Origin of the sequence: Longirhabdus pacifica (assembly GCF_004115085.1) — a bacterium.
GTDB classification, from domain to species: Bacteria; Bacillota; Bacilli; order Paenibacillales; family DSM-105158; genus Longirhabdus; species Longirhabdus pacifica.
The window spans coordinates 14,770-32,718 of record NZ_QXJP01000008.1 but is presented as its reverse complement, the minus strand read 5'-3'; the positions used below and the strand labels follow the sequence as shown (position 1 = coordinate 32,718).

General features: G+C 37.4%; 23 protein-coding genes. 18 read left to right on the top strand and 5 right to left on the bottom strand.

Features of this window, described 5'->3' with window-relative positions; genetic code table 11:
- The first annotated feature begins 12 nt into the window (after positions 1 to 12).
- The 9 genes from D1Z92_RS08105 to D1Z92_RS08065 all read left to right on the top strand — a co-directional run bounded on the left by D1Z92_RS08105 (position 13) and on the right by D1Z92_RS08065 (position 8,086).
- Positions 13 to 1,098 carry a D-alanine--D-alanine ligase gene (locus D1Z92_RS08105; protein WP_128895169.1) on the top strand — a complete coding sequence of 362 codons (1,086 nt, stop codon included), beginning with the start codon at positions 13 to 15 and terminating at the stop codon, positions 1,096 to 1,098.
- A gap of 83 nt (positions 1,099 to 1,181) precedes the next feature.
- Positions 1,182 to 1,499, top strand: coding sequence for a hypothetical protein (locus D1Z92_RS08100; protein ID WP_128895168.1), 318 nt, complete (start codon positions 1,182 to 1,184; stop codon positions 1,497 to 1,499).
- 373 nt (positions 1,500 to 1,872) lie between these two features.
- Positions 1,873 to 2,406, top strand: a complete 534-nt coding sequence (locus D1Z92_RS08095; protein WP_128895167.1) for an NfeD family membrane protein — start codon at positions 1,873 to 1,875, stop codon at positions 2,404 to 2,406.
- Between the two features lie 74 nt (positions 2,407 to 2,480).
- Entirely contained in the window at positions 2,481 to 3,938 is a 1,458-nt protein-coding gene (gene floT, locus D1Z92_RS08090) for a flotillin lipid rafts scaffold protein FloT (protein WP_128895166.1), read from the top strand.
- A 192-nt stretch (positions 3,939 to 4,130) separates the two neighbouring features.
- Positions 4,131 to 4,802, top strand: a complete 672-nt coding sequence (locus D1Z92_RS08085; RefSeq protein ID WP_128895165.1) for a PspA/IM30 family protein — start codon at positions 4,131 to 4,133, stop codon at positions 4,800 to 4,802.
- Positions 4,803 to 4,915: 113 nt separating this feature from the next.
- Positions 4,916 to 5,500 (top strand): DUF4247 domain-containing protein, encoded by a 585-nt coding sequence (locus D1Z92_RS08080; RefSeq protein ID WP_128895164.1) that lies wholly within the window; start codon positions 4,916 to 4,918, stop codon positions 5,498 to 5,500.
- Positions 5,501 to 5,555: 55 nt separating this feature from the next.
- Positions 5,556 to 5,963, top strand: coding sequence for a DUF350 domain-containing protein (locus D1Z92_RS08075; protein ID WP_128895163.1), 408 nt, complete (start codon positions 5,556 to 5,558; stop codon positions 5,961 to 5,963).
- Between the two features lie 41 nt (positions 5,964 to 6,004).
- Positions 6,005 to 6,526 carry a DUF4178 domain-containing protein gene (locus D1Z92_RS08070; RefSeq protein WP_240666620.1) on the top strand — a complete coding sequence of 174 codons (522 nt, stop codon included), beginning with the start codon at positions 6,005 to 6,007 and terminating at the stop codon, positions 6,524 to 6,526.
- A 27-nt stretch (positions 6,527 to 6,553) separates the two neighbouring features.
- The gene (locus D1Z92_RS08065) at positions 6,554 to 8,086 is read left to right on the top strand and encodes a polyamine aminopropyltransferase (protein ID WP_128895161.1); all 1,533 of its coding nucleotides are present in this window, start codon (positions 6,554 to 6,556) and stop codon (positions 8,084 to 8,086) included.
- A gap of 109 nt (positions 8,087 to 8,195) precedes the next feature.
- Here D1Z92_RS08065 and D1Z92_RS08060 read toward each other — a convergent pair whose 3' ends face one another.
- The 4 genes from D1Z92_RS08060 to D1Z92_RS08045 all read right to left on the bottom strand — a co-directional run bounded on the left by D1Z92_RS08060 (position 8,196) and on the right by D1Z92_RS08045 (position 11,834).
- Positions 8,196 to 9,248: a DUF4097 family beta strand repeat-containing protein gene (locus D1Z92_RS08060; RefSeq protein WP_128895160.1), complete on the bottom strand. Its 1,053-nt coding sequence runs from the start codon at positions 9,246 to 9,248 to the stop codon at positions 8,196 to 8,198.
- Positions 9,248 to 9,877, bottom strand: coding sequence for a DUF1700 domain-containing protein (locus D1Z92_RS08055; protein ID WP_128895159.1), 630 nt, complete (start codon positions 9,875 to 9,877; stop codon positions 9,248 to 9,250). Before D1Z92_RS08055 ends, D1Z92_RS08060 begins: the two co-directional genes overlap by 1 nt.
- Positions 9,878 to 9,935: 58 nt before the next feature.
- Positions 9,936 to 10,877, bottom strand: a complete 942-nt coding sequence (locus D1Z92_RS17485) for a hypothetical protein (RefSeq protein WP_206099725.1) — start codon at positions 10,875 to 10,877, stop codon at positions 9,936 to 9,938.
- 384 nt (positions 10,878 to 11,261) lie between these two features.
- Complete coding sequence (locus D1Z92_RS08045) at positions 11,262 to 11,834, bottom strand: DUF1700 domain-containing protein (protein WP_128895158.1); 573 nt, start codon at positions 11,832 to 11,834, stop codon at positions 11,262 to 11,264.
- 245 nt (positions 11,835 to 12,079) lie between these two features.
- Here D1Z92_RS08045 and D1Z92_RS08040 point away from each other — a divergent pair, with 245 nt between their 5' ends.
- From D1Z92_RS08040 to D1Z92_RS08025, 5 genes are all read left to right on the top strand, one after another.
- Positions 12,080 to 12,313, top strand: coding sequence for a hypothetical protein (locus D1Z92_RS08040; RefSeq protein WP_128895157.1), 234 nt, complete (start codon positions 12,080 to 12,082; stop codon positions 12,311 to 12,313).
- Between the two features lie 245 nt (positions 12,314 to 12,558).
- On the top strand, positions 12,559 to 12,693 hold the full coding sequence (locus D1Z92_RS08035; RefSeq protein ID WP_128895156.1) for a putative holin-like toxin: 135 nt from the start codon (positions 12,559 to 12,561) through the stop codon (positions 12,691 to 12,693).
- 104 nt (positions 12,694 to 12,797) lie between these two features.
- On the top strand, positions 12,798 to 13,364 hold the full coding sequence (locus D1Z92_RS08030) for a GNAT family N-acetyltransferase (protein ID WP_128895155.1): 567 nt from the start codon (positions 12,798 to 12,800) through the stop codon (positions 13,362 to 13,364).
- A gap of 172 nt (positions 13,365 to 13,536) precedes the next feature.
- Positions 13,537 to 13,764, top strand: coding sequence for a hypothetical protein (locus D1Z92_RS17480; protein WP_206099724.1), 228 nt, complete (start codon positions 13,537 to 13,539; stop codon positions 13,762 to 13,764).
- Positions 13,749 to 14,123 (top strand): hypothetical protein, encoded by a 375-nt coding sequence (locus D1Z92_RS08025; RefSeq protein WP_206099723.1) that lies wholly within the window; start codon positions 13,749 to 13,751, stop codon positions 14,121 to 14,123. The genes D1Z92_RS17480 and D1Z92_RS08025 overlap by 16 nt, the downstream gene beginning before the upstream one ends.
- A 100-nt stretch (positions 14,124 to 14,223) precedes the next feature.
- On the opposite strand, the gene D1Z92_RS08020 is transcribed toward D1Z92_RS08025, so the two are convergent.
- A complete protein-coding gene (locus D1Z92_RS08020) occupies positions 14,224 to 14,661 on the bottom strand; it encodes a hypothetical protein (protein ID WP_128895154.1) in 438 nt (145 codons plus the stop codon).
- A 192-nt stretch (positions 14,662 to 14,853) separates the two neighbouring features.
- Here D1Z92_RS08020 and D1Z92_RS08015 point away from each other — a divergent pair, with 192 nt between their 5' ends.
- The 4 genes from D1Z92_RS08015 to bioB all read left to right on the top strand — a co-directional run bounded on the left by D1Z92_RS08015 (position 14,854) and on the right by bioB (position 17,906).
- Entirely contained in the window at positions 14,854 to 15,324 is a 471-nt protein-coding gene (locus D1Z92_RS08015) for a GyrI-like domain-containing protein (protein ID WP_128895153.1), read from the top strand.
- A gap of 603 nt (positions 15,325 to 15,927) precedes the next feature.
- Positions 15,928 to 16,626 carry a dethiobiotin synthase gene (bioD, locus tag D1Z92_RS08010; protein ID WP_128895152.1) on the top strand — a complete coding sequence of 233 codons (699 nt, stop codon included), beginning with the start codon at positions 15,928 to 15,930 and terminating at the stop codon, positions 16,624 to 16,626.
- 153 nt (positions 16,627 to 16,779) lie between these two features.
- The gene (locus D1Z92_RS17280) at positions 16,780 to 16,929 is read left to right on the top strand and encodes a hypothetical protein (RefSeq protein ID WP_164931511.1); all 150 of its coding nucleotides are present in this window, start codon (positions 16,780 to 16,782) and stop codon (positions 16,927 to 16,929) included.
- Positions 16,914 to 17,906, top strand: a complete 993-nt coding sequence (bioB, locus tag D1Z92_RS08005; protein WP_128895151.1) for a biotin synthase BioB — start codon at positions 16,914 to 16,916, stop codon at positions 17,904 to 17,906. The genes D1Z92_RS17280 and bioB overlap by 16 nt, the downstream gene beginning before the upstream one ends.
- Positions 17,907 to 17,949 lie beyond the last annotated feature (43 nt).

The following is a 17,949-nucleotide window of genomic DNA, read 5'->3' as shown; positions in this document are numbered from 1 at the left end:
CGGAGGTTGAACATGAAAAAAACAAGAGTGGGGATTGTGTACGGTGGAAGATCAGGGGAACATGAAGTCTCCTTAACGACAGCATTTTCGGTCATTTCCTCATTAGATTTTGAGCGATATGAAGTCGTTCCATTTTACATTAATAAAGAAGGTCATTGGTTTAGCAGCAGCCCATTATCCGCACCTTTACAACAACAATCACAGTTATTATTACAAGAACAAGGGGAATCTTTAGCAAGTCCGCTGCCAACTTTATTGGGCCAACATAAGGATAAAGATCAGTCCATTGATGTCATGTTCCCTTTGCTGCATGGTACATACGGTGAAGATGGTACGATACAAGGTTTCTTTGAGATGCTGCAAATGCCATACGTAGGGTGTGGCGTGTTGGCATCTGCTGTAGGGATGGACAAAGTGATGATGAAGAAAATTTTCGCGGAATCTGGGTTGCCACAAAGTTTATATCGTTACTTTAACCGAAACCAATGGGAAAATAATGCCGAATACTACATTATGGAAATTGAAGTGACGCTTGGATATCCATGTTTTGTTAAACCAGCAAACCTAGGTTCCAGTGTGGGCATTAGTAAAGTACAGACAAGGGAACAATTAATGGAGGCAGTGTCTTATGCACTTCAATTTGATCATAAAGTGATCGTGGAAGAATTTGTGGATGGTAGAGAAATCGAAGTGGGTGTGCTTGGAAATGACAATCCAGAGGCTTCTGTACTGGGTGAAATAGGTTCAGACGGAGAATTTTATGATTATAACGCCAAGTATAAAGAAGGCAAAACAGAGATGATCATTCCTGCTGAGCTACCTTCAGAGCAGGTACAATATATTCAGCAGCTTGCCATTAGAGCCTTTCAAGCCATTGATGGAAGTGGTTTATCTAGAGTAGATTTCTTTATCGGCCGTGATAACGACAAAGTTTACATTAATGAAATTAATACGATGCCTGGATTCACACCTTATAGTATGTATCCCATGTTATGGCAAGCCAGCGGGGTAAGTTATACAAAACTATTAGATACGTTAATTACACTCTCTATAGAAAGATTTAAGCATAAAAATCAGCTTCGATATGAACTAGAGTAAGCATATGCTCTATCTGAATGATGTCATATCATGGTGAAAGCTTATGTTCTAATTATATATCGTAGTGTAAAGGAGAATGGATGATGGGATTTTCAACTGAATTTAATAGTGTATGTAAATTTAAATCGGAACAGGAACTGCATGAATTATTGGAATACGGTAAGACAGCGATGGTAAAAAAAGGACTTCGTGTATATCCAACAGGACAAAAGGTGATTGCTTATACTCCAAATAACAAAGCTATCGCTATCGTGCAAATTACCGCAAGTATTGCAGAAATAGTGGAAAACGAAGAGGTTACGAAAGTAGAGATGGATCTCATCCGCAAATTAACAGAAGAAGAGTCTACTGTACAGACTGCGCTTGCACATGAAATGTTTTTTGGTGATCATACAGGATAAAGTAGGGGAAGTCATTCACCCATCATATATTGACAACGTTAATATAGTAGATTGTCCATGATATACGGCAATCTACTTTCGTTATGTTGCAGCAAAGTTGTAGTATGCATAGATGATGATCGTGATGTACAGACATAACGTCTATGCTAGTGTATGCTGATTCGTATGAATAGAGAAAAGTATAATCAAGCGTAATCAAAAGTTATTTAGCGTTATCTTGATTATACAGGAGTAATTATCGCATTTTTGTTTTATTTGTCAAAAAAATGAAACCATTCACTCCTATTTGCGTATTATTAATTGTGAAGCAAACAACATAAAACATAAAACAATGCTTCCATCACGTGATTGGAATGGAAAGGAGGATTTGCACTTGGCTACATTATACTTAGGATGTTTTATTTTCGGTGTACTATTTGTAGTAGTCACCGTTGTTTTCGGTGATATCGTAGGAGGTATATTTGACGGTATATTCGATTTTTTATCGTTTGAACTGGCATTCATACAGCCACTAACGATTGTAGGTGGGTTAGCGGCATTTGGTGGTAGTGGTTTGCTATTGGATCAATTTAGTTCGTTATCATCCTCTATCATTTTCCTTCTTTCACTCTGCATTGCTGTTATTGCTTCCGTTATGAGTTACATCCTTTACATTAAACCGATGTCAAAAGCAGAAAACTCATTAGCGTTTTCGATTCAAGATTTAGTAGGTCAACTAGGAGAAGTATCTATTCCTGTGCCGAATGATGGATTTGGTCAAGTGGAAATCAAATCAAAAACAGGTAACGTATATGAAATTGCAGCAAGTTTTGATCAAAAGGAAATTGCACTAGGACAAAAGGTTGTCGTTGTCGAAGAAAGAGAAGGGGCGCTGTACGTCTCTCCTTTGAAAGAAGATGAATTATAATCATGTACTTTTGTTAATCAATTTTTTATTTTATACTGTTTCATATTATTCATAATTTATAAGGAGTGGTTTGAATGGGTGTTTTCGCGTATGGGGTACCGGTAGTTATTATTGGAATTATAGTGATATTAGGATTGGCATTTTGGGCTCGGTATAAGACGGTTGGTGCAGATGAAGCGATGATTGTAACCGGTTCGATGTTAGGAAGTAAAAATGTGATTTCTGATCAAAGTGGAAGAAGTATTAAGATCGTAAGAGGTGGCGGTGCGTTTATTCTACCTATTTTTCAGCAATCTGAATTTTTATCGTTGCTATCTCACAAACTGGACGTTTCCACTCCAGAAGTGTATACCGAACAAGGTGTACCTGTCATGTCAGATGGGGTAGCTATTATTAAAATCGGTAGTGCAGTAGAAGAAATTGCGACGGCTGCTGAGCAATTTTTAGGTAAAAAATCTTCCGAATTAGTGCTTGAAGCACAGGAAGTACTAGAAGGTCATCTGCGTGCGATACTCGGTTCCATGACGGTAGAAGAAATTTATCGTAATCGTGACAAATTTGCACAAGAAGTACAGGAAGTAGCTGCAAGAGATTTGAAACGAATGGGTCTATCCATCGTATCCTTCACGATTAAAGATGTACGTGACAAACACGGTTATTTGGATGCATTAGGAAAACCAAGAATCGCAGCAGTAAAAAGAGACGCAGATATCGCAGAAGCAAACGCAGTGAGAGATTCTAGAATTAAAAAGGCGCTTGCCGACGAAGAAGGGATGAAAGCAGAACTACTTCGCGATACAAATGTGGCGGAAGCGGCAAAAGAAAAAGAATTGAAAGTAGCTGAGTTTAAGAAAGATCAAGATATGGCAAAAGCAGAAGCAGACCAAGCGTATCATGTGCAAGAAGCGATATCTAAACAGCAAGTGGTGGAAGAACAAATGAAAGTAGAACTTGTTCGTAAAGAGAAACAAATTGATATCGAAGAGAAAGAAATTTCTCGTCGTGAAAAGCAATATGATTCCGAAGTAAAGAAAAAAGCAGATGCCGATCGCTATGCAGTAGTGCAAGCCGCAGAAGCAGAAAAAGCAAGACAGCTTACGCAAGCAGATGCGTTGCAATATAAAATTGAAGCGGAAGCAAAAGCGAATGCAGAACAAAAACGTTTGGACGGTCTTGCGATCGCAGAAGCAGAGAGAGCAAAAGGTACGGCAGAAGCTGATGTTATTCGCTTGCAAGGTTTAGCAGAAGCCGAAGCGAAAGAGAAACTTGCGGAAGCATTTGAGAAATTTGATGATGCAGCTATCGTCGATATTATCGTTCGCATGTTACCAGAATTAGCGGAGAAAATTGCGCTTCCGTTGCAAAATGTAGATAAAATTACGGTAGTAGATACAGGCAATGGAGAAGGAGCAGCGCGTTTAAGTAATTATGTAACGCAGCTGATGGCCACAGCTCCAGAAATGGTGAAAGATGTGTCAGGTATAGATATGAATCAATTAGTAAAGAAATTAACAGATAAACAATCTCAATAACCTCATCATATAGGGCTGTATTTTCATATCTTTACAGCCTTTACTACTTATCCTATATCCATATAAGTACATTACAACATGAACGATAATAAGCTGGAAGTTTATGAAACCATAAGTAAAGTTTGTCGTATAACATAATAACAAAACAGTATTTCATTTTGGAAATACGTTATCATTAGGAGGAAAAAAGGAATGGGAATTTTTAAACGTATTCGTGACATCTCTTCAGCTGCAATTAACGATGTGATTGATAAAGCTGAAGATCCAGTAAAAATGGTCAGTCAATATATTAGAGATATGGAAGATGATATAGCAGAAGCGGAAATTGCGGTAGCAAAACAAATTGCAGTAGAGAAAAAATTGAAACATCAAGCAGAAGAAGCGCAGGAAATGGTTGACAAGCGAATGGAGCAAGCGAAAAAGGCACTTGCATCTGGAAATGAAGACTTAGCTCGTAGAGCGTTGGAAGATAAAAAAGAACACGAGCAAAAAGCAGAAGATTTCCGTACGCAATATGAAAATGCAAAGTCCAATGCAGATAATCTTCGTGCACAATTGAAAGAGATGAAAGACGAATTCGAAAAAATGAAAAACCGAAAAGACACGCTCGTTGCACGTGCTGAAACCGCAAAAGCACAGAAAAAAATCAATCAAACGATGTCAGGATTCGGTAAAGGTTCAGGAGTGAAAGGCTTTGATCGCATGAACGACAAAGTGATGCAGATGGAAGCGGAAGCAGAAGCAAGTGGAGAATTGAAAAAATCCAATCGCAGCTTGGATGATGAATTAGATGCATTAGGCTCCAGTGATGTGGATGATGAATTGGCAGCTTTGAAAGCAGAGTTAAATAAAGATACTAAATAAGCATATACCATCCATATACATCATGTATAATAAATAAGGTGAGGCGTCCATTCCTCACCTTTCTGTACGTCTAATCGTAGGTTATAATAAAAAAAGCTGGGGAAATAACAGTTATGTACAATAAGGTGGTGTTTCATATTCCAAAACGATTAGGAGCGATGATAGCCGTTCTACTTTGTTTTGCACTTGTATTATCTGCTTGTGGAAATTCTGCATTGAATACGTATTTAAACAATGCATACGAGTTTGAAGACAACATAGAAACGGACGACGGCTCGAAGGCGATGGTATATCGAGCGCAGGGCACTGACGTAGAACAAGTTTCTAACCAAATTCAAGGGTGGAAGAATCCTGTCCAAACTAGTCCGCTTAAGGAAGAAAGAATGTTTCTAGTCTACGATGAAGAACTTGTTCAATTGATGCCTGATGCGAACAGTCCTACCGATACGTTAATTGAAGTATACGATCAAAAATTTGTACGCAATCATTTTAGTATGTCTTTGTTGGAAACGTACCTTCTTGTTAGTATCGTGGATGATTTATTCGACATTGCCAGAAACAGAAAAGGTACTGGTGGATACGGCGGCTATGTAAATAATGACGGCAAATATACGAAAACTGTAGGCAATACTGGTACGATTCGCTTTGGATCATCCAATGCTTCGGTGCGTGGAGGCGGACCAGGAGTAGGGAAATAAAACGATCTGCATGTTAAACAAGTGAATGTTTTGCAACGATACGAGGAGGGTATATATGGATTTTATTTATGAAAATGATTTTTTGTTAACCGCAGCATATTTTATGATCGCAATCATCGCCATTGTGATTAGTTTGGTGATTTTTGAAATTGTAACGAAATATAAAAATTGGGTGCAAATTAGACAAGGAAATGTTGCCGTTGCGATGGCTACTGGCGGTAAAATATTTGGTATCGCGAACGTCTTCCGCTTTTCTATTGAACACAATGACACGATACTAAAAACAGTAGTGTGGGGCGGTTTTGGATTTGTTTTACTACTTTTAGCTTATTTTATTTTTGAATTTTTAACGACAGGATTTAAAGTGGATGAAGAAATTGAAAAAGGAAATACCGCAGTAGGGTTAATCTCTTTATTTATATCTATCGGTGTATCGTACGTTATCGGTGCAAGTATTACTTAAATAAAGTAAGGCTGATACATAAATAAGAGGAGGAATCGATATTGGTTTTTTCAAGATTTTTTAAAAAGAAAGACAAAGAAACGAAACCTAGTCGAGGTCTAAGACCAGTAGAGGAACAAGTATTTCACCTAAGAGTCAATGATATTGTTGAATATGATTTAGAAGATTACGTTGTCATCGGTAAAATCGTGTACGATCACGGTGGATACAAATGGTACGCATATCAACTCAAAGGAGACCAGCAAAATATATGGCTCTCTGCCGAGATGGATGATGAATTAGAGCTTGGTGTGTATCAAAAAGTGAAAACGAAAATCACGAAAGTACCAGATAAAATGGACATGGACGGAGATACGTATTATCTGGAGGAGCAAGGAACGGCTAGAATTGTAGAAGTCGATGGGCAAGCTGGCGCTGTTGTAGGTCAGCAAGTACAATACTGGGAATTTGAAGCAGATGAAGAAGAGCGTTATTTATCTGTGGAGAAGTGGGGCGGAGACCTCGAAGTGAGCAAAGGATACCCGATTAAAAGCAAAGAAATTAAAATTCACCTTGGCAGTTAGTGAAGGTAGGATGAGGATCGATGTATCATGACGAATACAAGAAAAATCTATATTGCTAGTGGTATCGTCTCCATTTGTGGTATCGTTTTTCAGGTTATGCTTGGAGCACTTGGCTCGTACACACTTGGGGACAGCGTAAAGCAATATGCCCTCACGATTGGATTGTTTTTGAGCGGGATGGGCATTGGTTCTGCACTTAGTGAAAAAGTGATGAAGCAACTCATTCGTCGCTTTGTGCAAATTGAATTGTTGATTGGAGTAATCGGAGGATGTTCATCCTTCGTTTTATTTTTTATTTTAGCTTATGGAGATTTTACAGCAGGACAATTTTACTTGTATTTGGTCACCTTAATTATTGGCATGTTAACGGGGCTAGAAGTACCGATTTTAATTCGCAGAGCGAGTGAAATTGGCGTAGAGTTAAACAAGAGTACGGCAAGAGTTTTATTTTCTGATTATGCTGGAAGCTTAGTTGGTGCGCTTGCGTTTGTTTTTTTACTTCGTCCGTGGCTCGGTCTTATTAAAACTGCTTTTCTCATCGGCATGATCAACATTGCAGTGGCCATTTGGCTTATTTATGCTTTCCGTAATGAAATGGTGAACAGCAAATGGCTTAAAGGTTTAAATATGGCCTTGTTTTTACTTTTATTCGCTGGATTTTGGTTTGGAGAAAGCTACGTATCTATATTCGAACAAAAATTATATCGTGATCAAATTGTGCGTTCTTTCGATACAAGTTATCAGCGCGTCGTTGTGACGAAAGAAGGGCCAGATACGAGACTGTATTTGAATGGCAACATTCAATTTTCTTCATCGGATGAACATCGTTACCATGAAGCTTTGGTGCATCCCGCTATGAGTGCAGCTAAAGCGCATCAACATATTTTAATTTTAGGCGGTGGCGATGGCATTGTGATGCGTGAACTGCTCAAATATGATGATGTGGGACAAGTGACGATGGTGGATTTAGATGAGGAATTTGTACAATTTGCGAAAGAAGACCCTCTGTTAACTGCGGTGCATGAAGGGTCGCTGCAAAGTGATAAGCTGCGCATCATTCATGAGGATGCATTTCAATTTATGATGCAGGATCGCAGTTTGTACGATGTGATTATCGTCGACTTGCCTGATCCGAATAGTGAAGCGTTGAATAAATTGTATACTTTGCAATTTTACAATATGGTACAAAAACGCCTGGCTCCAGATGGTGCCGCTGCTATCCAATCCACGAGCCCACTGCATGCGGTGAAGGCGTTTTGGACGATTCATACGACGATTAAGGAAGCGGGCTTACACGCGCAAAGTTATCATGTAGAAGTTCCTTCGTTTGGAAACTGGGGCTTTACGCTCGCTACCCGTAACCCATTGGATATAAACCATTTACAAGTGGAAGTAGATACAAAATATCTTAATAATGAAGTGCTGCCATTGTTATTTTCATTTGGTGAAGATGAGGATGAGTACATTGAAGAGAATGGAAGCGTGCTGAAGCTAAGACCGAATACGATCAATGACCCCATCTTAATGCAATATTATAATGAAGCATGGAAGTTTTATTAAAACAACCCCCTTCACAAGAAGGAGGTTGTTCGTCATGCTTCACATTACAGCGATAGTCATATGCATATATGGTTTTATAATTTTAGCAGATCCTTCAGCAGGTTAAATATTAATTATCTAAAGTAAAATCTCCCGAAGTTGTTCTAACTTTAACTTCAAATGCTCCATCATTTTTAGTGCCAAAGAATGCATGATCTCCGTTTTTTTCGTTTGTGAGTCCATCTATGTTCTGATCTATACTGCCAGAACTTCCGTCATAATCTAACGTAATGGAAGCAATGGGATCTTCAAATGTTAAATTCACATCCCCGCTTGTTGCTTTAGCGTATATGTTTCCTTTCAATGCTTTATTTTCAATTTCTATATCTCCTGAAGTAACTTTCGTTGTTATGTCTTCTGCGACAATATCTTCGGCTTCAATGTCACCGCTACTGGTATGCAGTTCTATTTGCTTACTGTCCATTTGCTCTAGTGATATAGTACCACTTGATGTGTGGAGTTGAATTTGGACACCTTCCACTTCCTGCGCCGTTATATTTCCACTTGATGCCTTTACTAGCATATCCTCTGTATTAATAGTGCTTATTTTTATATCTCCGCTTGATGATTTCACTTCAAACTGGTCATCTGCTTGCACAGCTGAGATATGTTGATTTCCCGAACTGGTGTGGGATATGAAATCATTACTATGAACTTGTTGAACCTCGATGTCTGTACTGTAGGTATCAATCTCCACCGCATCGTATACTTTGTTTGGAATGGTAATATGTAGAGTGCTGCGATGTTCATTATTTTGGATTACATTTATTAAGCTACCAATACCATCTATATTTACAATAGATAATATATTTTGAGTCGTGCTGACATTCACATACAATGTGTCTTGCTTGGATTCTACTTCAAACTCCATATTTTCCTTTTCGCTTTGGCTCAACGTTCCTTCTAGTGATACTTGTATTTCTTCACTGTCCGTGGCTTCTAGTATAATATGCTGAATGGAAGAAGATTGAATGTTAATGTTTTGTATGTCTTTACTTTCTTCTGCTGTTACTGTTTTTTGTTCATTTATTTCTGCAACGTTGGAATCGGAGAACACCGCCGTACCTGATACAACCATGCCTACAAATCCGACGATAATAAGTAGTAATGCTATTTTTTTCATTACTTTCCTCCCTTAATCAGGTTTCTGTTAAATGCTATATAGCGCTGCACTCCATGTTTGAGCATGCTACCAACATATTTTGCTACAGGAAATAATAACATGCCGATCCCGCATAAAAAAATAGATGTAAATAAACTTAAGCTGTTAGCTGTTTCAAAAGGATTTTGAAATACATATAACTGTATCACGATCTCGATAAGTGCCAAGATTGGACTAAATATAAGCACACATGCCACCATAAAAAAAGCGATCACTCCCAAAAAGCCAGCTGCAAACGGCGCAATAAGAAAAAGATGGAGAAACACCAATCCAATCATACAAAAAATATAGCCAATGGATCGTTTATCACGATGAGTACGTTCAGCTTGGATAGTGTCAGTATGCATGGGTTGTATGTTGCTTGTTTTCGGTTGCTCTGTTTTGTTTAACTTGTACTCTGCTATGAAGTCATTAGCAACGACCATAGGATCAGCTAGTTGTTGTAAGATTTGTGTTTCTGATTTGCCTGATCGTTGTTCTTTATTGAAAAAATCCTTTAGATCATCGAACAAAGGTTGTTGCTCTTTGTAAGGAATGTCAGTAAGTAAAGTTTTCAATTGATCTTTATACATTTTTAAAGTGACTTCCATGTCATGCTCAACTCCCAATTTGTTGTATTACGCTTTTTGCCATCCTATGCCGTCTTCGTTAAGCAAAAGAGTAGGCACTATCTTCATATATAGTATCGTACAGCATATGATGAACTTTAGTATTTATGTTATGGCCATCAAAATGGCATATGAATCCTTTATCAATGTGAGTAAAGTATTTGTTTGTTGTGAAATCAAAAGGTCTTACTAAGCTTGGATGTTGTTTGAAGTAGCTGGATCCAGAGCTATTCAGAATGAAACTGACAAATTGAGAACAAAAATAAGCATTGTTTTCTTCACTTTCTTTCCCCGCTAAATTTTTAAATAAGCCGTAAAAATTGTACTTCCATTTGTGTTTGTTGTCTTTGAAATAGTTTAATTTATTAATCATCTTACGTTTTTGTTGCTCTGATACAAACGTGACATAAAGCGAATAATGGATCGTATCTTGATATTTGCAATAAATACCCTCGTGAATACTTTCTTTCACAAACCCTCCGATAAAAGGGTTGGATGGGTTTTTCCTACCGAAGCTGTACATTTCAGAAAGTGAGCTATCAAAGGATATACTCACGTGACTATAAGGCGCTCTTGTAATAGATTTAATCGTATTCGCTAACACGGTCCCTGTATGAGTAAGCAGGATATAGACAGGAACTACTTTATCTTGGGTGTGGTGAGCGGAGCTTATATCATGAGGTAATTTCCTTGTATCAGCAAATAGATGATTTACATGTTGGTTATTGCTGTGTTTCTTTTCTGTCTTATTATAGTGATGTTGCGTGCGCTGTTCTGTGTATGTAACATATGTATGATCATCATTATTCTCTTTATTTGGCGTATTTTGATCATAATAAGGGAATGTTATTTTTTTAAAATAGTATTGAAACTGTTGTACGATATGGTTTGTGACTGTGTTAGGATGATGAGCCTTTTTTATATGATGTAAAAGTTCGGCTTTACTTTCAAAAAGTTGAGCGCATATGTTGCAAGTAAACATGAATGCTCCTCCTTTCACTATACTTACTATAGTTTTAGTCACTTTTTAATGTATATTGGTGTTATTATAATATTTTCAATTCACGATTGTCAGTAAATATTTTCATTTAGCAGATGATTCAAACGGCTTGTTTGTTGAAAGTACAATACTTATTATATCTAAAATTTATTAAAGTGGTATGGACTATGGCATTGTTTTGTACTGGCTTAAAGTAGAGGTCTAACCTAGACTTTAGTCTAGGTTAGGTTGAACGTTCTCACTACCAACAACAAAAAAAGCTTTCCCCTAGATCTACATCTACTTTGGAGGAAAGCTGTAATATGTTTGTATACGTGCAGATGCTGCGCGTGTTAAAAAGTAAAAATGTGTTATCGATTTTTTGTACTACTTGATTAAACTTTTAGCAATACGTAAATTGAGTTTCATATATGCAGCAACCCACTTGATAAGTTTTCGACCGAATTTCATGACCAGGGGAAACAGGAGTATACCTAAACCACACAAAAAAACGGACAAAAATATTTCTAGCCAATGGATATTATTAAAAGTCAGCGAAAAGAAATACAAATCTAATATGACATCACCTACGGTTAACAGTGGTGTAAGCACAAATACACCTGCTAAGATAAAGAAAGCGATAAAAATAAAAAATCCAGCAATAAAGGGAGCGATGAGCAAAAGGTTAAGAAAACTTATGCCAATTACCGACAGAATAGGAGAGCCGTTTTTGGGAGCTGGTTCCGGTTCCTGTGGATTGTTTACATAGTATTCTGCTATAAAGTCGTTTGCAATATGGAGTGGATCACCTAATAGGGCTATACTCTGTTCTTCTGTTCTCCCCATTCTTAAGCCTTTATCGAAAAATTCCGCAAGATCTTCAAAAAATGGTTGCTGCGCTTTTAAAGGTATTTCTTTGAGTAAAGCCCTTAATTGGGCAGCATAAAGTTGTCTGTTCATCCCCAGAAGGCTCCTTTTTTAGTCGTTATGATGATAGATATTCATAAAGGTTCTTATGTTTTGTGTATGCTTATCGTTGTACATTTAGAATATACTACTTGCAATCTGTATATCAATAGTTTGTTTATAAAGCCCATAACAATTCATGGCGATAGGCATATAATGAACTATGTTTGCCATGTAAGCCATGATACTCACTACCTTTCATTGTACAATTTATTTACTTCGTTAGGAGGTCAGCAGTGATGACAGTAAAAAGAGGAACACCTGGTGCAGTTTATTTAGCTAACCTAAATAGTAATGCATGTGTGACGTTTTGCAGAAATGTATGTAACTTATTTTCGTCAGGTCGTAGACAATGTCGCAGCGATTGTTTGAATTGTACGGACTCAAGTGCTGCATTTAAAAAAATACATCAAAATAAACGATCTAAAGTATACACAAGACCAAAAAAGAAAAATTGTGGTTGTTCCATCTAAACAAAATAGAATAGATTGTACTAACGTGTTTTAGAACGTGAAGAATTTGAAACCTTCTTGGTTGTTGATGACTTATGGGTGATACAACATCAAGAAGGTTATACATAGGTATACATACGAAAAAGGCATAGAAGAAAAACAAAAAAAGGACAAGCAGTAAGAACAAATGTTTGCATATTATTTTTATTTCGTGAAATACTAAGCATATAAACGTTACACATATTTAGGAGGTAAAGGGGAAGACGATGAACACGACAAAAGGTCAACACCATAAAACGAAAAAGGAGGAGGTTCAGATGACAGTGTATGAAGCCATGTCGTTAATGGTTTCGTTTGGGATATTAATTATAGGAATATTAGCTTTCCACAAACATAAATAACTTATAACATGACAACATATGGAAATTTATCTGATTGTCATGTATAGTAGAATCCATAAAGTATGTGAAATATGTACAAATAAACATATAGAAGGGGAGATGACATGCAGAAATTAGTTGGGGATAACGTTGTAGTAAGAAAATTAGAAGAAAAAGATCTCCCTTTATTGTGGAACTATAGATATGGAGAAGAAAATCCAGAGTGGAAAAAGTGGGATGCACCGTATTTTGAACTAGAATATGAACCGTTAGAAGATTATATAGAGAGCATGAAGCCATCTATAGAGCACGAAGATTGTTACGTCATTGAAGTCAATGAAAAGGTCGTAGGCTCTGTTGTGTATTATTGGGAGTATCAGCCTACGAGATGGTTGGAAGTAGGTATTGGTATTTATGATCCTTCGTATTGGAATGGAGGGTATGGAACAGAAGCTTTACAGCTATGGGTAACGGAAATATTTCGACGCTTCCCTCGTATTGCGAGAGTAGGATTAACAACATGGTCTGGCAATCATCGCATGATGAACGCAGCGGAAAAAGTAGGAATGATACTAGAAGGTAGAATGAGAAAATGCAGATACTATAACGGCGTATATTATGACTCTATACGCATGGGTGTGCTGCGTGAAGAATGGATGGAAAAGAAGGAAGGAATAGAGGAGAAAAAATAAGGAGCTAACGTTGTTTAATACTGAAGTAGTGTATGAAGGAGGAAGGAAGATGAGAAAACGAGGTAGCTACTCGATGCAGTTAAACAGGAGGATAGAGTCTGTATCGAGATAATGAAATTCTATCTGTGAACTGCATCGTCCATCATTAAAAATATGTAGAGGATGGATGAGTATGACAACAAAAAAATATCGAATGCAAGATGAAATGGATTTATTAAAACAATGGGAAGAGCACGAAAAGATAACCTTTTCTGGATGGGACTTTACTCATATTAAAGATAGCTGGGAAAATGAGCCTCTTCCATGGGACTATAAAAATATAATAGAAACTTACTTGTCATGTGACATGAAGCTACTCGACATGAGTTCTTCAATGCGAAGGAAGTGCATAGGGTTCTAAAACCAAATGGAATATTCATTACGCAACAAGTGGGCGGTCAAAACGGAAGACGCTTATCAAACATGCTTATTCCTCACTTTATCCCTAAGTATGAGGAATGGAAGCTACACAACACATCGCAACAATTGCAGAAAGAACACTTTGAAATCATCTATGCCAATGAATATCATCCTTACCAAAAGTTTTTTACGATAGAAGCACTTATTTATTATGCTAAAGTAATACAATGGGAGTTTCCTGATTTTACTGTAAGCAATAACTTTCAACAACTACTAGAAGCTGAGAAAGAACGATTAGCGAAAGGGTATATTTTAAACTACCAGCATCGATTTATCATCGTCTCAAGGAAACGCACCTAATAAGTAAACCTTTGCAGGTAGAAAGTAACGTAAATTACTTTCTACCTTTTCTAGTTTTTTTGAGTTTTTAAAGTGAGTGAAAATAGTAATGTGAAAATGCTTAACGCAGACACGGACATTTTTTTGGTTTGTTTGGTTTAGTATTTCTGAAGTAAATTCTTTTGTTTGTTAATATGCCGTTGTTATTTAAAGACTGAATTAACGCGCTTTTTTTATTTTTATTTTTAATATTAGTGAATTTAATTGTTTTTACTTCTAATTTTCCTTTTGAAGAAGCATTTAAAATGGAATATTGTACATATTTACTTGGTTTTAATATGGCGATTAGTCCATTTTTAGTTTTCTTAAAAGTAATATTTGCATTGGAAACGGTTGTTCCTGTCAATTGTCCGCATACAAATAAAACGCCGCCAAAGAAACATATGCAAGTAGGAAATGGACAATGATTACAATTACTTGCAACACAATTTTTTTCAGGTGGTACAGGTACACTTTTTAAATTGTATACTTTCCTAGTAACCACTTTGTTTCTTATCATTAAGATCACCTCCAACTGTTATATGTTATGTATGTTAACCAGAGCATGCCTGTACATTTGAAGCATTATTTAGTTTGCATGCTTTCAATAGTTAGCCAAAATATTTAGAGTTAATCATGACAACCTTTGTCACTATCCCCATCTATAATATAGACAAAAGTAATGGATAATGAATGAGGAGATGGTGATACCATGATTCAAATGAAAAAAGCTAAAAAAGATGCTATGATGCTAAGTGGAATGATGACAAGAACAAACAATCAACGAGAATTTGAAGGAAACGGAAACATTCAAAAACTATGGGAACAATTTTATGCACAAGATACGAACGAAAATCAAAGAAATCAATCACAGCCAATATATGCGATCTACAGTGATTACGAAAGTGAGGAGTTTGGTCATTATAATTACACCATAAGTACGGAATGTAGTAGATTTCCTCTTACAAATTTTACGATGCATATTCCGAAGCAAAACTATATCGTATTTACGACAGAAAAAGGACCAATAGCTGAAGTAGTTCCTAATGCGTGGGAGGAAATTTGGAATTGGTCAAAAACATCAGCAGAAAAACGCTCATTTACGTATGATATGGAAGTATACGATGAGCGCGCGCAAGATCCAGCAAATGCCATAGTAGATATCTATATTGCTATAGTGTAAACCATTTTTAAAAAGCAGTGGGTCTCGAAAAGGAGACAAACTGCTTTTTGTTTTTATATTGTAAACTTGTTTATAAAAGATGAAGAAATGATGAAATACAGTTTACGCCTCAGTAGCCAGGCGTAAAGTTTGTAATGTGGAAATTTCTCCATCTTATGTTAGCGGTAATAAGTTGCCTGAACAAGTTCATTCAACTTAATATAAGATGAAGAAATGATGAAATACAGTTTACGCCTCAGTAGCCAGGCGTAAAGTTTGTAATGTGGAAATTTCTCCATCTTATGTTAGCGGTAATAAGTTGCCTGAACAAGTTCATTCAACTTAATATAAGATGAAGAAATGATGAAATACAGTTTACGCCTCAGTAGCCAGGCGTAAAGATTGTAATGTGGAAATCTCTCCATCTTATGTTAGCGGTAATAAGTTGCCTGAACAAGTTCATTCAACTTATGTAGTATCGTTCAATGAATAAGCATAAAGTTATGCATTGCCAAGAGATAAAAAAAAAGATAATATATAAAGTGCGAATAGTTAACCTTACATGGAAAAATTGGTTAACATTTTTTTTGCAACTGTACATATGAAATAGAAGGTGGCAAAAACATGCATACAAAACAAATATTCATCACTGCGACAGATACAGAAGTAGGCAAAACAGAAGTAGCTGCGGCATTAGCAGGAATGTGGAAAGAGCAGCATAAACCAGTGCAAGTATGGAAGCCTGTCCAAACAGGCGTGACCGTAGGAGCACCAGATGCAGATAGCTATCGTTTAAAATGGGGAAGTGGAACAGAGCAAGAGGAGAAGGATATTGCTACATATACGTTTAGTCAGCCATTAGCACCATGGATCGCTGCACAACATGATAAAAGAGAAATTGATTTTTCGTCATTAATAGAAGAAGGCAAAAATAGGTGTGAAAATTCTGAATATTTAATCGTGGAAGGAGCAGGAGGCTTAGCTGTACCAATAACAGAACAGCACCTCATGTCCACATTGATACAAGCGCTGTCATTACCTATCATTATTGTAGCTAGAGCGGGATTAGGTACTGTAAACCATACATTACTTTCCATAGAACATGCAAAGACATTGCAAATTCCTATACTAGGCGTCATCTTAAACCAATCCACACCGCAAGAAGAAGAGAGAATCATAGAAAACAAAACCATGATAGAAACCTTTGCAAACGTACCAGTAATCGGCATCTTGCCACATATGAAACAAGAAAAAGACCAAACCTTACATCGTAACAAGTGGATAAAAGCACTACAAAACCAACCTAAACTGCTTGAACTATAAGCAGAAGAAGTATAAGTGGCAGAAAAAGCAATGGGGCCCCGACTTTTGCGGTTCTCAGCAAGTGGAGGAAGCCACCTCCCGTGAGCAACACCCAAAGCCAACTGAAAGTAGCGGAAAGAGAAGTGGCGCCCCGACTTTTGCGGTTTCCAGCAAGTGGAGGAAGCGACTTCTCATGAGCAACACACAAACCCAACCAAAGGCGAGGAAAGAGAATTCGCGCCCGACTTTTGCGGTTTCCAGCAAGTGGAGGAAGCGAATACACTTTCCGAGCAGTTAGGAGAAATCACATGCAAACAACAATAACAAATTGGAACGAACTAGCAGACAAAGTATTACAAGGGGATAGCATTACAAAAGAAGAGGGGCTATCCATACTACAAGCAGATGACGAACAAGTTTTACCTTTAATGAATGCAGCATTTAAAATCAGACAGCACTACTATCAAAAGAAAGTAAAACTAAACATGATCTTGAACGCTAAAAGTGGCCTTTGCCCAGAGGACTGTGGGTATTGTTCTCAATCGATCAACTCCACTGCACCGATTGAAAAATATACGTTACTAGAAAAAGATGAACTCCTCAAAGGAGCACAAAAAGCACTGGACATGAAAGTAGGTACATATTGTATCGTTGCTAGTGGAAGAGGCCCTACGCCAAAAGAAGTGGATCAAGTCATCGATGCTGTAACCGAAATTAAAGATACGATGCCGTTAAAAATTTGTGCGTGCCTTGGTATCCTTTCCGATGAACAAGCAGTACGGTTAAAACAAGCAGGTGTCGATCGTTACAATCATAACATCAACACCAGTAAATCCAACTATGGCAACATTACGACGACACATACGTACGACGACCGTGTAGACACAGTAGAAACCGCAAAAGCAGCGGGTATGTCCCCTTGCTCCGGTATTATTGTTGGTATGGGTGAAAAAGACGAAGAAATCATTGAAATGGCAGAAGGATTAAAAGCGCTAGATGCAGATTCTATTCCTGTTAACTTCTTGAACGCCATTCCAGGGACGTTACTCGAAAAATACAACTACCTTACACCGATGAAATGTTTAAAAGTGTTGGCGTTAATGCGCTTCATCAATCCATCGAAAGAAATTCGCATTTCAGGTGGCCGTGAAGTGAACCTAAGATCCCTACAGCCACTTGGACTGTACGCGGCAAACTCTATTTTTATCGGTGATTACCTTACTACGGAAGGTCAGCAAGGATCAAAAGACCATCAAATGATAGAAGATATGGGATTTGAAATTGAAGTTTGTGCATTGTAATAGTGGGACACCATGCATGATGACGATGGAAAAGAGTGCTTGC

Coding starts and splice junctions, on each gene's coding strand:
- D1Z92_RS08105 (WP_128895169.1), top strand. CDS start 13: ATGAAAAAAACAAGAGTGGGGATTGTGTACGGTGGAAGATCAGGGGAA.
- D1Z92_RS08100 (WP_128895168.1), top strand. CDS start 1,182: ATGGGATTTTCAACTGAATTTAATAGTGTATGTAAATTTAAATCGGAA.
- floT (WP_128895166.1), top strand. CDS start 2,481: ATGGGTGTTTTCGCGTATGGGGTACCGGTAGTTATTATTGGAATTATA.
- D1Z92_RS08085 (WP_128895165.1), top strand. CDS start 4,131: ATGGGAATTTTTAAACGTATTCGTGACATCTCTTCAGCTGCAATTAAC.
- D1Z92_RS08080 (WP_128895164.1), top strand. CDS start 4,916: ATGTACAATAAGGTGGTGTTTCATATTCCAAAACGATTAGGAGCGATG.
- D1Z92_RS08075 (WP_128895163.1), top strand. CDS start 5,556: ATGGATTTTATTTATGAAAATGATTTTTTGTTAACCGCAGCATATTTT.
- D1Z92_RS08065 (WP_128895161.1), top strand. CDS start 6,554: ATGACGAATACAAGAAAAATCTATATTGCTAGTGGTATCGTCTCCATT.
- D1Z92_RS08060 (WP_128895160.1), bottom strand. CDS start 9,248: ATGAAAAAAATAGCATTACTACTTATTATCGTCGGATTTGTAGGCATG.
- D1Z92_RS08055 (WP_128895159.1), bottom strand. CDS start 9,877: ATGGAAGTCACTTTAAAAATGTATAAAGATCAATTGAAAACTTTACTT.
- D1Z92_RS17485 (WP_206099725.1), bottom strand. CDS start 10,877: ATGTTTACTTGCAACATATGCGCTCAACTTTTTGAAAGTAAAGCCGAA.
- D1Z92_RS08045 (WP_128895158.1), bottom strand. CDS start 11,834: ATGAACAGACAACTTTATGCTGCCCAATTAAGGGCTTTACTCAAAGAA.
- D1Z92_RS08040 (WP_128895157.1), top strand. CDS start 12,080: ATGACAGTAAAAAGAGGAACACCTGGTGCAGTTTATTTAGCTAACCTA.
- D1Z92_RS08035 (WP_128895156.1), top strand. CDS start 12,559: ATGAACACGACAAAAGGTCAACACCATAAAACGAAAAAGGAGGAGGTT.
- D1Z92_RS08030 (WP_128895155.1), top strand. CDS start 12,798: ATGCAGAAATTAGTTGGGGATAACGTTGTAGTAAGAAAATTAGAAGAA.
- D1Z92_RS17480 (WP_206099724.1), top strand. CDS start 13,537: ATGACAACAAAAAAATATCGAATGCAAGATGAAATGGATTTATTAAAA.
- D1Z92_RS08020 (WP_128895154.1), bottom strand. CDS start 14,661: ATGATAAGAAACAAAGTGGTTACTAGGAAAGTATACAATTTAAAAAGT.
- D1Z92_RS08015 (WP_128895153.1), top strand. CDS start 14,854: ATGATTCAAATGAAAAAAGCTAAAAAAGATGCTATGATGCTAAGTGGA.
- bioD (WP_128895152.1), top strand. CDS start 15,928: ATGCATACAAAACAAATATTCATCACTGCGACAGATACAGAAGTAGGC.
- bioB (WP_128895151.1), top strand. CDS start 16,914: ATGCAAACAACAATAACAAATTGGAACGAACTAGCAGACAAAGTATTA.